The sequence below is a fragment of the Acinetobacter sp. FDAARGOS_559 genome, from assembly GCF_003940475.1.
GTDB classification, from domain to species: Bacteria; Pseudomonadota; Gammaproteobacteria; order Pseudomonadales; family Moraxellaceae; genus Acinetobacter; species Acinetobacter baumannii.
The window spans coordinates 2,825,261-2,838,613 of record NZ_RKJG01000005.1 but is presented as its reverse complement, the minus strand read 5'-3'; the positions used below and the strand labels follow the sequence as shown (position 1 = coordinate 2,838,613).

Here is a 13,353-nt window from a genome sequence, read left to right as displayed (position 1 = left end):
AACATGCCCTTCACCTTAGCACTAAAAAAACAGTGACTTTATAGATATTAAAGCTTTGTTTATGAAATGAATTTTCAAAAGCTTTTCATATTTTTTACTATAAAAATAACATTTTGTTTTTCGAAAATTTTCTTACAGGAGATAAACAATTTCTTATAGGCTTTTTAAGTTTTGTCACCTATGATCAAACCTAGGCAATATTATGTTGTAGTCAATGAGGTATCGAAGATATGGCAAAGAATGCAAGTTCACCTGGCAAACGATTTATGAAACTTGCAGGAATGACCGCGAGCATTGCAACAAAAACCGTTTCTAACTCGATTCGAAACCTGACTGCGGATGAAGATCAGAAACTGGCTGCAAAAACTAAATTATTTCAAGATATCGGACTTCAAATTGCAGACACCTTGGGAGAAATGAAAGGTGCGGTCATGAAGGTCGGACAAATTGCATCGCAATATAAAGATATCTTCCCACCCGAAGTCGCCAAAGCGATATCAAAACTACAACGCCAAGCTCCAGCTATGCCTTTTGCAGCGATTCAGCAACAAGTTGAACGTGAGCTTGGCAAACCACTGAATGTTGCCTTTAAATCTTTTGAACAAGAACCTTTTGCTGCTGCATCGATTGGGCAAGTTCACAAAGCTGTTCTGCCAAGTGGCGAACAAGTTGTGGTTAAAGTTCAATATCCCGGTGTTGATGAAGCCTGTGAAAGTGACTTAAAACAAGTACGTTTAGCCCTTCGCTTAATGGGTGTACTTAAGATTGATAAAAAGCTACAAGATCAGCTTTTTGCAGAGATTCAAGATAGTCTATCAGCAGAACTTAACTATGAAATCGAAGCTCAAAATCTTGAGGTCTTTAAAACTTTTCATAGTAAATTAGACGACAAAATTATTATCCCGACTGTTTATAAAGATTACTCTTCAAGACGTATTTTAACCTTAAGCCTTGAACAAGGTGACAGCATTGAAACTGCTAGTTCTTGGCCTATCGAAATTCGAAACACAATTGGCCGTCGTCTAATCCGCGCTTTAGGTCAAGAAATGTTCTTTTTAAAACGTTTCCACTGTGACCCCCACCCAGGTAACTTTGCCTTCCGCCAAGATGGTAGTGTGATTATTTATGACTATGGCAGTGTTAAAACACTTTCCAATGAAATTGTGTATAGTTTCAAACGACTGGTGAATGCAGCTCGCCATGAAGATATCGATTTAATTGAAACAGAATTACTCGAACTACATTCACTAGCAGAAAAAGGTAAATTCCCGAGCGATCTTTATAAACTCTGGATTGAAGTGTTGTTGCGTCCACTTACCACAACCTATGATTTTGCAGAGAATTCATCCCATCATGATGGCATGTTACTCGTGAAAAAGTCTTTAAAATATTGGGATGTCTTTAAACCTTCACCAGATACATTAATGGTTAATAGAACCATTTCAGGACACTACTGGAACCTCATTCACTTAAAAGTACATGACAATCTAAACGATCTATTTGAAGAGCTTGTACCACCTTCTAACTAACTTAATTTACTTATCAATGTAGCCTTTTTAGGGTTACATTGACTTATTAATTGTTATGTTATAACATTTCTTTAATCAAAAATAATTTAGGACAATCTCTCATGCGTAAAGATATTCATCCTGCTTATCAACAAGTGTTATTTCATGACACCAATGCAGACGTGTACTTCTTAATTGGTAGTACCATTCAGACGAAACAAACCAAAGAATATCAAGGACAAGTCTATCCTTATGTGACTCTTGATATTTCAAGTGCATCACACCCGTTCTATACAGGTGAAGTACGTCAAGCAAGTAATGAAGGGCGTGTTGCAAGCTTTAACAAACGCTTCGCCCGCTTCAATCGTAAAAGTTAATCTTACGTTAAGTTTTAACCAATACACTTAAATCATTGGAAGCCTAAGACTCATCTCCTCCACTTAGGCTTCTTTTTTTATGTGGATTTTTTCTATATTTTTTTCAGTTGTGTATAAACTAAAACTTATCCACATCTTGTCTAAAAAATATTCTCAATTTTCCAAATATCCCATCATTTTTTTATAGCTCCCACGCTTTCAAAGCGTGTATTCGATGCTATGCTTAAGCCCCATTTGTTAGGAAGTTTAAGATTATGGCACAAGAGTTACTTGCCCAATTACAAGCAGGCACAGCAAAATTTTCAGACGTTTTAGCTTATATTGAAGCACGCTACCAACATACTCCAACAGCTTTTCAAAATGGCGCACAGCATAACGCTGCAACTGAAAATCAAGGCAGTGCAAAAGTTTTCTCTTTTGCCAAGTTACAAGGTTTAGACCAAGCACAAACTTTAAGTTTATTTGCAGAGCACTACGCATCTGTATTGGCTACCCCAGAGGGAACTGACCACCAAAATATACGTCAGTTTATGCAAAATGGTTGGGATGGTGTGAAGTTTGAAGGTCAGGCTTTAACTGAAAAGTAATTAAGAATTTGTGAATACACGAGGGAGTCTTACCGTTTATTCTCAAATGAAAGTAGCTAATTCTGTTACTTTGGTTTTGCCCAAAGTAACCAAAGGCATTTGTCATCAACAGAACCTGTTCCCTGTTTACACTTATCAACTATCTTGCAAAAACAAGATATAGCTGATTTCAGTCAGGCTGTTGATGACTTTAACGCGTATCAAATCCCAAAAATAAATCAGAAGTTTTTAATTCGTCATTTACTATCGTGACAAGCGGCATGGATGCCGCTGTTTTGCTGTGCTACATGAATGTAGCATCAGCGAAACAGAAGATTTTTGCTTACTTTTGATCTTTCAAAAGTAAGGTATGCCTATACAAATGCTCTTTGAGAATATCGTAAAACGGAGGCCGTGCCGTATATCTCGCTCCTTAAACATCCCAATAATCAGTTGCCCGCTACCCAATAATAAGTCGCCAACCCCAAACACGTAAAAATTAAAGACCCAATTAAATGAATAGAAATGGCCAACATCGCCATTCCCCACTTACCACTTTGCAATAAGGTGACGATCTCAATTGAGAAAGTTGAGAATGTAGTTAAAGCACCACAAAAACCTGTGATTACGAAAAGTTTATAGTTCGGACTTAAATCACTATGAGCAAAATAAGCCATCGCAAAACCAATAATAAAGCCACCGACCAAATTAACAGTAACAGTACCCAACGGAATTTGCGGATAAATCGGGTTGAGTTTTAAACCTAAAAGCCAACGCAACCACGCCCCGAGCACTGAACCTAAGGCAATTGAAAGTAAAGGATAATACATAGGACCATCCCTTTAGTGAGATGCTAAAAGAGCAAACAAAAATGATGGGAAATGTGACATGGCGCACTCCAAAAATAAGCAGAGTACGCAATAACCTACGTACCCAGCGTTATAAATACATGAGGGTAACGTAGGCATCATTAGCCAATACGGCGGTTTTTCAAGGGAGGAATGCCATCTCCCTGTTTTAAGTATATTAAATCATCTACAATTTGATTAAAACATACTTTTTAAATCATGGACGTTCATCATATTGCGGTAAATCGTCATGAATGCATTCCCACTCTGCCTTTGAAGCAGCAAAAATATGCATTGTCGGCTTTTGGTCTAATGGTGTATCTAGTGTCCCAATTCTTAAACGATACAGTTCAGGCTGAGCATCACGCGAGCTAATAAGCGGTGAACCACATTCGCTACAAAACCAACGGTACACACCATTCACAGCAAATTTTTTGATAAGGTCTTCACCTTGCGTAATTTTAAAATCTGCACTCTTGATAGGAGCATTCGTTGCAAATGCTGTTCCATTGGATTTTCGGCAGCGTTGACAATGGCATTGGATAATATCTCCGATATCGCCTTTAATTTCATAGCGAATACCCTGACATAAACAACTTCCCTGATAGACTGGCGATGCTTGAGACATACGATTCCGACTCCTATTATTATTGATCGCTCAAAAATAACACTTTTCACATATCAAACATAGCACCGAATTCGTTGTTATTTCTCTAAGAATGAATGTACACCTTCACCAGCTGCTCGTCCCGTAGCAAAGCATGCTGTCAGCAAATATCCCCCTGTAGGAGCATCCCAATCCAGCATTTCGCCACAGCAAAAAACACCTGAAGTTTGTTTCAGCTCTAAACTTTCAGTTAATGCATCTTGCTTAACACCACCAGCACAGCTAATCGCTTCTTCAATAGGCCTAAAGCCATCTAACTTAATTTGAAGTGCTTTCATTTTTTGCGCCATCGTCTCTGGTTGACTCCATAGTGCTTTATCAACTACTTCTCTAATTAAGTTAATTTTAGCTGTGTCTAAGCCTGCTTTACGCCAGATATTGGTGAGAGATTGTTTTTTACTAGCCTGTAACTTTTTAACTAACTGTGTAAGCTCTACATCAGGCAATAAATCTAAAAATAGATTTAAGCTTTTTCCTTGTTTTTGTTGTTCTCTTAAGGCACGTCCGAGTTTATAAATGACCCCACTTTCTAAACCGTAGTGAGTAATCACAATATCTCCATGAGCAACTTGGCTAGGTTCAACCCACGCATTGATACGCTTTAAAGGCTCACCAAAACAGCTTTCCATAAAAGCTGACCAAGTATGCAATACCCCTGCATTACTTGCTTGAAAAGGTTCAATACTAGATTGATCCATCCATTGTTGCCAAGCACCATCACTGCCTAATTGAGACCAAGATACAGCCCCACAAGCCAACACGACTGCATCGTATTGCTGGGTAAAGGTTTCAGTATTCTGTTTATTTTGGTTTTCTAAAGTCACTGTTGTACCATGCAAATTAATACAACGATGACGATAAAAGAATTTAACCTGCTGTTCTGCTAAACGTTTTAGCCAAGCGCGAAGTAAAGGAGCAGCTTTCATTTCAACAGGAAAAATACGACCGGAACTACCCACATACGAGTCTATTCCCAATCCTTTCATCCAGTTCTGAATCCAGACTGCATCCCATTTTTCAACCCACGGTTTGAGCCATTCTGCATGGTCATAACGCTCAATGAACTGGGCTAACGGTTCAGCATGTGAGATATTTAGCCCTGTTTTACCTGCCATCAAAAACTTACGCGCAGCCGAAGGTTTTTGCTCAAACACATCAATTTCATAAGCATACTGGCTCAGCACCTCCGCGGCCATTAAACCAGCCGGACCCGCACCAATAATGGCAATCCGCTTATTCGCCATACACTTGCCCTTGGAGTGGCACAAAATCATCAAAACGAGTTTTATAACCTTCAGGCTTGGTCATAATGAGCTGCTGACAAAGCTCGCCACGCTCTAAATATTTAATTTCAAAATGAGTACGTGCAGAAGTTTGCGCAATTTTTTCTTTTTGATAAGGCAGCTTCCACACATTTAATAACTGTTGTTCAGCTTCTTCAATATATTCAGGAATATTACTTGCCAATGTAATCGTTCCACCTGTTTTCAGACGTGATAACAGGAACTCAAAAAATGGCATGTTCAACCAGCGTTGTGCCGGATTATGTGGTTCTGGGTTCGGATAGAGGATAAAGAAATGTTCTACTTGAGCAGGATATAGAGCATGTACAACCCAAGGTAAAGCATCTGCATGTACAGGCACCAAGTTGTCTCGTGGTTCCAAACCATGCTGCTTTTGCATGGCCAAGAATTTTTCTCTAGTTCGTTCAATTGCATATAACGTGTGCTGAGGATTTTGCCCACTAAATAGCAAAGCATGTTTACCTTTGCCTGCCCCAATTTCTACACAAATCGGAGTATTTTCAATTGGGGTAAAATCGCGAGGCGCTTGCATACGTTGTGCTTGAAATTGACGAATCTGCATAATCACATCAAACTAAATAAAAATCGGCACAAGTCTAACAAGTCACCTGACTTTTGCCTAATCTATTTCTCTTCACTTTGAGGTTACTGCTTTATGCCACGTACATTTCCCTGCCCACGCTGTGGTGAACCAAGTGTTTGGGAAGGTAATGAATTTCGCCCGTTTTGTTCTGAACGTTGCAAACTTATTGATTTAGGCGCTTGGGCAAACGATGAATATAGACTGCCTACCCAAGATGCTCCTCAGCAAGACAAGGGTAGTCAGCATGAAGATGATTATGAGGATTAACCCGCTTTACCTGCGACAAACGGGTTAAATTGTTTTTCATAGCCAATGGTACTCATTGGTCCATGCCCTGAAATAAACTGGGTTTCATCTGGTAAGCTAAAACACTCACGTTGAATTGATTCAATCAGTTGATCATGATTACCACGTGGAAAATCTGTTCTTCCAATTGAGCCTTTAAACAGGACATCGCCAGTCCAGAGTAAACCATGATTCTTGTTATAGAACATGACGTGACCTGGTGTATGTCCTGGTGCAAAACGTACCTCAAACTCATCTTCACTCAGTTTTAGCACTTCACCGCCTTCAAGCCATTGATCGACTTTCACTGGCTGTGGAATTGGAAAGCCATAACGTGCCGAAACTTCCTGAATCATATCTAGCCAGAACTGATCTTCTTTATGCGGACCAACAACAGGAATACTCCACTCTTTTGCGAGTTCACCTACAGCCCCAGCGTGATCTAAATGCCCATGAGTAAGCCATAACGCCTTTACTTTTAAACCTAAGGCTTCTACTTCTTTCTTCAAAACAGCAGCATCACCGCCTGCATCAATCAAAACTGCTTCTTTTGTTTCACTGTCCCAAACCAAAGAACAATTTTGAGCAAAAGCAGTAACTGGAACAATTTTGACTTGCAGCATAAGAACCTCTGGCTAAAACGCAATTAACGGTGGGCTAAGGTATGGGTAAGGGCATCAAGATTAGCCTGAACTAAACCTGCAAGCAAATCAATATGCGCTTGATCACTGTTTAAAGCAGGGATGTAAGCATAGCTACCACCACCAGCTTGCTGAAATAACTCAGCATTTTGAATAGCGAGCTCTTCAAGCGTTTCCAAGCAGTCAGCAGAAAAAGCTGGACTTAAGACTTGAACAGACTTAACGCCCTGCTTCGCCCAATCTTGTAAAAGTTGATCAGTATAAGGTTTCACCCATTCTTGTTTGCCAAAACGTGATTGGAAACTAATTGCCCATTCATCATCTTTTAAATGTAAAGCTTCAGCGACTAACTTTGCGGTAATACGACAACGGTCCGCATAAGGGTCGCCTTTATCTGCATAAGGCTGTGGAATACCATGAAATGACATCAACAGCTTTTCAGGTTTTCCATGTTGCTCTTGGTAAACTAGAACACTTTCTGCCAATGCCTGAATGAACATTGGATGTTGATAATAATCTTTAATAATGGTCAGACCCGGCAAATTTCGCTGAGTAGGAATCCACTTAGCAAATGCGTCGTATAACGGTGCTGTAGAAGTGGCTGAATATTGAGGAAATAAAGGCAGTAAAATGACATGCTCTTGTGGATGAGCCGACAATTTTTCTAAAACTGCATCAATACCCGGATTACCATAAGTCATAGCGGGCAACACAGTTAAATCAAACTGTTTATTTTCACGCTCTAAATAAGCCTGCACACGTTGAGTTTGCTCAAATACAATCTCACGCATTGGTGAATCGGTAGACCATACCGAAGCATAGGCATGCGCTACTCTTTTTGGGCGAAAAGGTAAAACAAACAGATTTAAAATAATCCACCAAATGAATTTTGGAATTTCAATTACACGTGGATCAGATAAAAACTGCTTTAAAAAACGGCGCACCGCTGGGACAGTTGCCTCATCCGGTGTGCCTAAATTCGCTAAAATGACAGTAACTTTCGGTTTTTGTTCAAACGACATGTGTAAATGCCTTTCAGTTCATCTTATGACACTAATGTAACAGCTTTCATGGTCATATCTAAATTGAATCGCTCTAAGCTTTTAATCGAGTACTCCGATGATTCCATTTATAACTGAGCAAGAGCTTTTGGGCTTTGGTCGTTACTTTCCATAAACTATGTTGTTGATCAATCTTGGTTGGAACAATCCAGCCTTGTGATTGCATTTGCTTTTTAATACAAAACAGGGCTTTATGATTAATTTGTGCACCTGCCACTGCATGTGCTCTAGGCAACTCTTGGCGAGCGTCTTCTAACCCGTCCTGATTTAAATACTCATTGAGGCAAGTCCCAAAGTTCTCTTCTGGCATGGCTGTCTCAAAATGTTTAGCCAAAATACTTAACAGTTGAGACCAAGTCATTTGTCTCTGGCGCTTAAGCTCTTTAAAGTTGCCATCTTGAAAAGCCTGAATTTGATATTCAAAAGCAAAAACATCTTGCGGTGCTACTTCATTTGCTTGAATTGATGACTCTGATAACTGTTGTTCTAATTGTAAAATTTTACTTTTTAATCGGTTAATTTCATCTTCCAAATGATGCGCTTGGCGTGCAGGCACCCAACCTTGTCCCATATATTGTTCAACCATTAAAGGCATATTTAAACGGACAGCAAGTTCTAAATCACGTGGGCTTTTAAAATAAAAAATATGATTCGCTTCATATAATAACTTTTTTCGGAATGCTAGAAATTTCTCTTTAAGCTGCGGATGGGCCTCTTGTAAATGTATATCACGACTTTCAGGTTGTTCATGCATAAAAACGACAATGGGCTTCGCGCGACTTAACGCATATTCATACTCTAAAGAAAAATAACTCGCCCCTGAAATTGATTGCTCCCCATACTGACTACCCAGCAGCAAAACAACATAATCCGACTCATCAATTTGCCGACGGGCAAGCGTCGTTGTTAGAGGATTTCTATATTCTAACCCCCAAGCAAAAAATCCCATATTGACTAAAGTTTGGGAAAGAACCATACGCTCAGGTTGCATCTCGCGACCTGAGGTTGAAATAAAAATCTGATAGCGTGTATCGAGCATAGCAATACCCTTATCGTCCCATAATCTTGATATGGCCTGAATCAGCCAAGATTATGAACCGCCCCAAATAAGAAAAATAAATATAAAAAAACGCTTTCTTCTGAATGCTTACAATAGAGCTCAACTCAGATTGTGCAGCGTCCATGTCAATTCTTGTGGAATCATATTTTGTAAAACAGGTTGTAATGCATCTGCATTATTACCACTTACATAACATTCAATACGTGCAACATTCTGACGCATTTGGTCACATAATAACTCATTTTTTATTAAAATACGGGCTGTTTGTCGGGCAACTGCCAATCCCGAATCAACCAGTGTGAATTGGTTATCAAAAAGATAATGAATGGCTTCATTTAAAAAAGGATAGTGCGTACAACCAAGTACCAAATAGTCCGCGCCTTGCTCAACTGCAGGTTGTAAAACTTCTCTTAATGCATTTAAACAAGCAGGGCTCATTTGCTGCCCTGCTTCTACACAAGGGACAAGCTCTAAACTCGTTAGAGTCATCACTTTAACACCCGCTGGAACAGCAAACTTTTCGACAACATCCTTAATGAGTTGTCCACGAAAAGTAGCTGGTGTCGCCAATACTGCAACCACTTTAGAACGAGTTTGTAATACTGCAGGTTTTAGTGCCGGTACCAAGCCAACAATCGGGAAGTGTTCGCCATAATGTTCTCGTAAATGATCAAGGCTAAATGCGGAAGCCGTATTACAAGCTACGACCGCAATTTTACAACCCTGACGATATAACCAGTCGACGGCACGAGCCGTTAGCTCTCTGATTTCTTCATCAGAGCGAGGACCATACGGAACATAGGCTGTATCTGCATAATACACAATACGTTCGTTTGGCAAATATTTGGCAATTTCTGCTGCAACCGACATACCTCCAATACCTGAATCAAAAATACCAATTGGGGCATCTGCTAATGCTTTAGGCATAGGTTCTAATTCAGTAAATAAAGGTTGTATGGCTGTCATGGCAGTACTAGAGAGTGTCGGAAAATTTCACTCTATAAAGCTTAAACCTCAAGTGCCTAATTGCAAGTGCAAATTACCACTTTTTAACTGCAAAATGGTTTCGCCTTTATCATTTTCGACCAGTGTTCCATAGTTCACGAGATGATAGAAAGCCTGACGTTGAATAAGCGCATTAATACCAAATCGAACATGGACATAAGGACGTAACTCTCCTGCATATTCCCGCATAAAAATCGGGTGTTCTGCATCAACTAAAATCACATCCTGATTGGTCGTCGTCAGTTGTAGAAACTCATCACCTGAAATTTCAATCTGATCTACCTGATTGACTAATAAAGGTTCATCTTCAACTTCGATTTCAATTTGTTCTACAGGGGTTTTCAGGTAGAATTTACCCTCTTCTTTCCATAGGACTTTGGTAAACAAATCCAATAGGGCTTGGCGCTTGATTAATTGACCTTCGTGCCACCATTCTCCATTGGCTTTCACCGTTAAATCCATTTTACCGCAATGCTTTGGATGCCATTGCTCTAAAGGTGGGATTGACCTTTTGTGACTTTGCTGTACACCTTTTAAGTATTGTGCAATGTTCATTAAGTTTTTATCATCAGATAACGGTATTTTTCCCATATCCGATGGGGAATTATTTTGATTTACCATAGTTTATGCCTTGCTGACGAAAAAATATGACGACTCAGCCAATTGGCTAGATCATGGTTTAAAACTATACTAGCCCAAACGATAAAAGGCACAATAGCATATTTGCGCCTATGGATTAAAACACTCACGGCAGCACCGGATGATCTGACATTACGGTTGCCACCTTTAAGTATTGAGGAGTCCTACATGGAACACATCGAACGTGAATCGATGGAGTTTGACGTTGTCATCGTAGGTGCAGGACCTGCAGGTCTATCTGCTGCGATTAAGATCCGTCAATTAGCGATTGAAAATAACTTACCCGATCTTTCAGTTTGTGTAGTTGAAAAAGGCTCTGAAGTAGGTGCGCATATCTTATCTGGTGCTGTACTTGAACCGCGTGCTATTAATGAACTTTTCCCGAACTGGAAAGAAGAAGGTGCGCCTCTTAACGTACCTGTAACTGAAGACAAAACATTCTTCTTGCTTTCAGAAACTACCTCTAAAGAAGCACCTCACTGGATGGTTCCTAAAACCATGCACAATGACGGGAACTATGTTATCTCGCTAGGTAACGTTGTTCGCTGGTTAGGTCAAAAAGCTGAAGAATTAGAAGTTTCTATCTTCCCTGGCTTTGCTGCATCTGAAGTGCTTTACCATGAAGACGGTACTGTAAAAGGTATTCAAACTGGTGACATGGGTATTGGTAAAGATGGCGAGCCTACACATAACTTTACTCCGGGTTATGAACTTCACGCTAAATACACTCTCTTTGCTGAAGGCTGCCGTGGCCACTTAGGTAAACGCCTAATTGCAAAATATAATCTTGATAAAGATGCAGATCCACAACATTACGGGATCGGGATTAAAGAACTTTGGGAAATCGACCCAGCAAAACATAAACCGGGTCTAGTGATGCACGGTGCTGGTTGGCCATTGTCTGAAACTGGTTCTTCGGGTGGTTGGTGGTTATACCACGCTGAAAACAATCAAGTGACTTTGGGTATGATTGTGGACTTGTCTTATGAAAATCCACACATGTACCCATTCATGGAAATGCAGCGCTGGAAAACTCATCCACTCATCAAACAGTATTTAGAAGGTGGCAAACGTATTTCTTATGGCGCACGTGCTGTAGTGAAAGGCGGTTTCAACTCTTTACCTAAATTGACTTTCCCGGGTGGTTGCTTAATTGGTGATGATGCAGGTTTCTTAAACTTTGCGAAAATCAAAGGCTCACACACTGCCATGAAATCAGGCATGTTATGTGGTGAAGCTGTATTTGAAGCAATTGCTGCCGGAGTTGAAAAAGGTGGTGATCTTGCGGTTGCTCGTGTAACCGAAGGCGAAGATTTATTCGTTAAAGAATTAACTTCTTACACAGACAAATTTAACAACAGCTGGTTAAAAGAAGAGCTTTATAACGCTCGTAACTTTGGCCCTGCAATGCATAAGTTTGGGCAATGGATTGGTGGTGCATTTAACTTTATTGATCAAAACGTCTTTAAAGTACCATTCACTTTACATGACTTGAAACAAGACTTCGCTGTATTGAAAACTGTTGATGCAACGAGCTTCAAGCCAACTTATCCAAAACCAGATGGTAAACTGACATTTGACCGTTTATCTTCTGTGTTTATCTCAAACACTGTACACGAAGAAAACCAGCCAGCTCACTTGAAGCTTACTGATCCTTCAATTCCAGTGAATGTGAACTTACCGAAATGGGATGAGCCTGCTCAGCGCTATTGCCCTGCTGGTGTTTACGAAATCATGGAAAATGATGACGGCTCTAAACGCTTCCAGATTAACGCAGCGAACTGTGTTCACTGTAAGACCTGTGATATTAAAGACCCATCTCAAAATATTACTTGGGTAACACCTGAGGGCGGCGGTGGTCCGAATTACCCTAACATGTAATTCCTTGCGCCGCTTTAGCTGCGGCTCATATCCTAAGATATAAAAAAAAGCCCCGATTATTCGGGGCTTTTTTTATTGGAATCCGCTTATTCAAAAGGAGGTATTTTTGCTACGTTTAAATTAAGATTCCTTTTGTAGAAAATAAATGTGCCTAATAAAAATAAGCCGAGAAAACCAAAGTTTCGCGCTAAATCGAAGTACCAAACTGATTTACCAAATAATAAATCGAGAATTAGTAAAAACCCCATAAACCTTGTGTGTAAGATCAAACTCATTTTAACTTTAGGTTCAGGAGCAAAATGTGTATTGCTATAACCTAATATAACTGAACCAAGAGTAATCAAAATAAATAAAATTAAGATAGTAATATTCTCGGATAACCAAGAAACTTCAATACGTAACAAACCTGCAATACAGAAAAACCAAAGACATATAATTAAACTCTGTTTTACAAAATAATCATTCACTTTATAAAGGCATCTAAATATTTAGTTTTTAGAATTATATAACGATTCTTATTTGAAAAATATTATCATTTTAAATTAAAAATTAATTTCTAATAGAGCTTCTAATATGTGTGGGTAGAAGCTCTATTCTATTTTTTGTTGTTCTATCCTTTCTGTACCAGATAACGGTATTCTTTATGGTTCTGCTCATCTAGAACTTCTTCTTTTAATAGGAGTTCGTGTCCCAAATGCATACAAAACTTAGGGATATCCCAAGAAGTCGAAGGGTCAGTCGCCAACACTTCAACAACATCTCCTGATTTTGCTTTGCGAATCGCCTGGTGCAGCATCATGACAGGTTCCGGACAACGTAAACCACGCGTATTAAGTTGTACAGTAGGTGAAATAGGTTGTTCTGACATAACAAACTCGAACAAATAGAATTTTCATATTTTAGCATAAACCCATCACTGTCTTATGAA

16 protein-coding genes, 1 pseudogene and 1 riboswitch are annotated in these 13,353 nt (G+C 39.5%); of the genes and pseudogenes, 5 read left to right on the top strand and 12 right to left on the bottom strand.

Annotated elements, in window-relative coordinates; genetic code table 11:
* Window positions 1-230 precede the first annotated feature (230 nt).
* The 3 genes from EGS71_RS15135 to EGS71_RS15125 all read left to right on the top strand — a co-directional run bounded on the left by EGS71_RS15135 (window position 231) and on the right by EGS71_RS15125 (window position 2,472).
* Window positions 231-1,529 (top strand): ABC1 kinase family protein, encoded by a 1,299-nt coding sequence (locus EGS71_RS15135; protein WP_001096912.1) that lies wholly within the window; start codon window positions 231-233, stop codon window positions 1,527-1,529.
* Between the two features lie 101 nt (window positions 1,530-1,630).
* Window positions 1,631-1,885 (top strand): type B 50S ribosomal protein L31, encoded by a 255-nt coding sequence (locus EGS71_RS15130; protein WP_001224256.1) that lies wholly within the window; start codon window positions 1,631-1,633, stop codon window positions 1,883-1,885.
* Between the two features lie 254 nt (window positions 1,886-2,139).
* Window positions 2,140-2,472, top strand: a complete 333-nt coding sequence (locus EGS71_RS15125) for a HopJ type III effector protein (RefSeq protein WP_000046495.1) — start codon at window positions 2,140-2,142, stop codon at window positions 2,470-2,472.
* Window positions 2,473-2,607: 135 nt separating this feature from the next.
* On the opposite strand, the pseudogene EGS71_RS15120 reads toward EGS71_RS15125, so the two are convergent.
* The 5 genes and pseudogenes from EGS71_RS15120 to EGS71_RS15100 form a co-directional block, all read right to left on the bottom strand.
* Window positions 2,608-2,734: pseudogene (locus EGS71_RS15120) on the bottom strand (hypothetical protein).
* Between the two features lie 166 nt (window positions 2,735-2,900).
* Window positions 2,901-3,281: a fluoride efflux transporter CrcB gene (gene crcB, locus EGS71_RS15115; RefSeq protein WP_000291739.1), complete on the bottom strand. Its 381-nt coding sequence runs from the start codon at window positions 3,279-3,281 to the stop codon at window positions 2,901-2,903.
* A 124-nt stretch (window positions 3,282-3,405) separates the two neighbouring features.
* Window positions 3,406-3,472: riboswitch (Fluoride riboswitch) on the bottom strand.
* A 44-nt stretch (window positions 3,473-3,516) separates the two neighbouring features.
* Window positions 3,517-3,927 carry a GFA family protein gene (locus EGS71_RS15110; RefSeq protein ID WP_000075981.1) on the bottom strand — a complete coding sequence of 137 codons (411 nt, stop codon included), beginning with the start codon at window positions 3,925-3,927 and terminating at the stop codon, window positions 3,517-3,519.
* Between the two features lie 77 nt (window positions 3,928-4,004).
* Complete coding sequence (locus EGS71_RS15105) at window positions 4,005-5,210, bottom strand: TIGR03862 family flavoprotein (RefSeq protein ID WP_001284662.1); 1,206 nt, start codon at window positions 5,208-5,210, stop codon at window positions 4,005-4,007.
* Window positions 5,200-5,838 carry an SAM-dependent methyltransferase gene (locus EGS71_RS15100; RefSeq protein ID WP_161795021.1) on the bottom strand — a complete coding sequence of 213 codons (639 nt, stop codon included), beginning with the start codon at window positions 5,836-5,838 and terminating at the stop codon, window positions 5,200-5,202. The genes EGS71_RS15105 and EGS71_RS15100 overlap by 11 nt, the downstream gene beginning before the upstream one ends.
* Window positions 5,839-5,925: 87 nt before the next feature.
* Here EGS71_RS15100 and EGS71_RS15095 point away from each other — a divergent pair, with 87 nt between their 5' ends.
* Complete coding sequence (locus EGS71_RS15095; RefSeq protein ID WP_001138289.1) at window positions 5,926-6,120, top strand: DNA gyrase inhibitor YacG; 195 nt, start codon at window positions 5,926-5,928, stop codon at window positions 6,118-6,120.
* On the opposite strand, the gene EGS71_RS15090 is transcribed toward EGS71_RS15095, so the two are convergent.
* From EGS71_RS15090 to EGS71_RS15070, 5 genes are all read right to left on the bottom strand, one after another.
* Complete coding sequence (locus tag EGS71_RS15090; RefSeq protein ID WP_000942271.1) at window positions 6,117-6,761, bottom strand: MBL fold metallo-hydrolase; 645 nt, start codon at window positions 6,759-6,761, stop codon at window positions 6,117-6,119. The genes EGS71_RS15095 and EGS71_RS15090 overlap by 4 nt on opposite strands.
* A 23-nt stretch (window positions 6,762-6,784) precedes the next feature.
* Entirely contained in the window at window positions 6,785-7,801 is a 1,017-nt protein-coding gene (gene hemH / locus EGS71_RS15085) for a ferrochelatase (protein WP_000007338.1), read from the bottom strand.
* 73 nt (window positions 7,802-7,874) lie between these two features.
* Complete coding sequence (locus EGS71_RS15080; protein WP_000887657.1) at window positions 7,875-8,879, bottom strand: DUF4062 domain-containing protein; 1,005 nt, start codon at window positions 8,877-8,879, stop codon at window positions 7,875-7,877.
* Between the two features lie 120 nt (window positions 8,880-8,999).
* Window positions 9,000-9,866 (bottom strand): glutamate racemase, encoded by an 867-nt coding sequence (gene murI / locus EGS71_RS15075; protein WP_000125341.1) that lies wholly within the window; start codon window positions 9,864-9,866, stop codon window positions 9,000-9,002.
* A gap of 48 nt (window positions 9,867-9,914) precedes the next feature.
* Window positions 9,915-10,526 (bottom strand): DUF1285 domain-containing protein, encoded by a 612-nt coding sequence (locus EGS71_RS15070; RefSeq protein ID WP_000248028.1) that lies wholly within the window; start codon window positions 10,524-10,526, stop codon window positions 9,915-9,917.
* Window positions 10,527-10,712: 186 nt separating this feature from the next.
* Between EGS71_RS15070 and EGS71_RS15065 the strand changes: the two genes are divergently transcribed.
* Entirely contained in the window at window positions 10,713-12,425 is a 1,713-nt protein-coding gene (locus EGS71_RS15065; RefSeq protein ID WP_000400008.1) for an electron transfer flavoprotein-ubiquinone oxidoreductase, read from the top strand.
* An 86-nt stretch (window positions 12,426-12,511) separates the two neighbouring features.
* Here the strand turns inward: EGS71_RS15065 and EGS71_RS22570 are convergent, their stop codons facing one another.
* Together EGS71_RS22570 and tusA are read right to left on the bottom strand one after the other, a co-directional pair.
* Window positions 12,512-12,892: a hypothetical protein gene (locus tag EGS71_RS22570; protein ID WP_001000883.1), complete on the bottom strand. Its 381-nt coding sequence runs from the start codon at window positions 12,890-12,892 to the stop codon at window positions 12,512-12,514.
* A 143-nt stretch (window positions 12,893-13,035) separates the two neighbouring features.
* Complete coding sequence (gene tusA / locus EGS71_RS15055) at window positions 13,036-13,293, bottom strand: sulfurtransferase TusA (RefSeq protein WP_000003406.1); 258 nt, start codon at window positions 13,291-13,293, stop codon at window positions 13,036-13,038.
* Window positions 13,294-13,353: the final 60 nt, after the last annotated feature.

Coding starts and splice junctions, on each gene's coding strand:
- EGS71_RS15135 (WP_001096912.1), top strand. CDS start 231: ATGGCAAAGAATGCAAGTTCACCTGGCAAACGATTTATGAAACTTGCA.
- EGS71_RS15130 (WP_001224256.1), top strand. CDS start 1,631: ATGCGTAAAGATATTCATCCTGCTTATCAACAAGTGTTATTTCATGAC.
- EGS71_RS15125 (WP_000046495.1), top strand. CDS start 2,140: ATGGCACAAGAGTTACTTGCCCAATTACAAGCAGGCACAGCAAAATTT.
- crcB (WP_000291739.1), bottom strand. CDS start 3,281: ATGTATTATCCTTTACTTTCAATTGCCTTAGGTTCAGTGCTCGGGGCG.
- EGS71_RS15110 (WP_000075981.1), bottom strand. CDS start 3,927: ATGTCTCAAGCATCGCCAGTCTATCAGGGAAGTTGTTTATGTCAGGGT.
- EGS71_RS15105 (WP_001284662.1), bottom strand. CDS start 5,210: ATGGCGAATAAGCGGATTGCCATTATTGGTGCGGGTCCGGCTGGTTTA.
- EGS71_RS15095 (WP_001138289.1), top strand. CDS start 5,926: ATGCCACGTACATTTCCCTGCCCACGCTGTGGTGAACCAAGTGTTTGG.
- EGS71_RS15090 (WP_000942271.1), bottom strand. CDS start 6,761: ATGCTGCAAGTCAAAATTGTTCCAGTTACTGCTTTTGCTCAAAATTGT.
- hemH (WP_000007338.1), bottom strand. CDS start 7,801: ATGTCGTTTGAACAAAAACCGAAAGTTACTGTCATTTTAGCGAATTTA.
- EGS71_RS15080 (WP_000887657.1), bottom strand. CDS start 8,879: ATGCTCGATACACGCTATCAGATTTTTATTTCAACCTCAGGTCGCGAG.
- murI (WP_000125341.1), bottom strand. CDS start 9,866: ATGACAGCCATACAACCTTTATTTACTGAATTAGAACCTATGCCTAAA.
- EGS71_RS15070 (WP_000248028.1), bottom strand. CDS start 10,526: ATGGTAAATCAAAATAATTCCCCATCGGATATGGGAAAAATACCGTTA.
- EGS71_RS15065 (WP_000400008.1), top strand. CDS start 10,713: ATGGAACACATCGAACGTGAATCGATGGAGTTTGACGTTGTCATCGTA.
- tusA (WP_000003406.1), bottom strand. CDS start 13,293: ATGTCAGAACAACCTATTTCACCTACTGTACAACTTAATACGCGTGGT.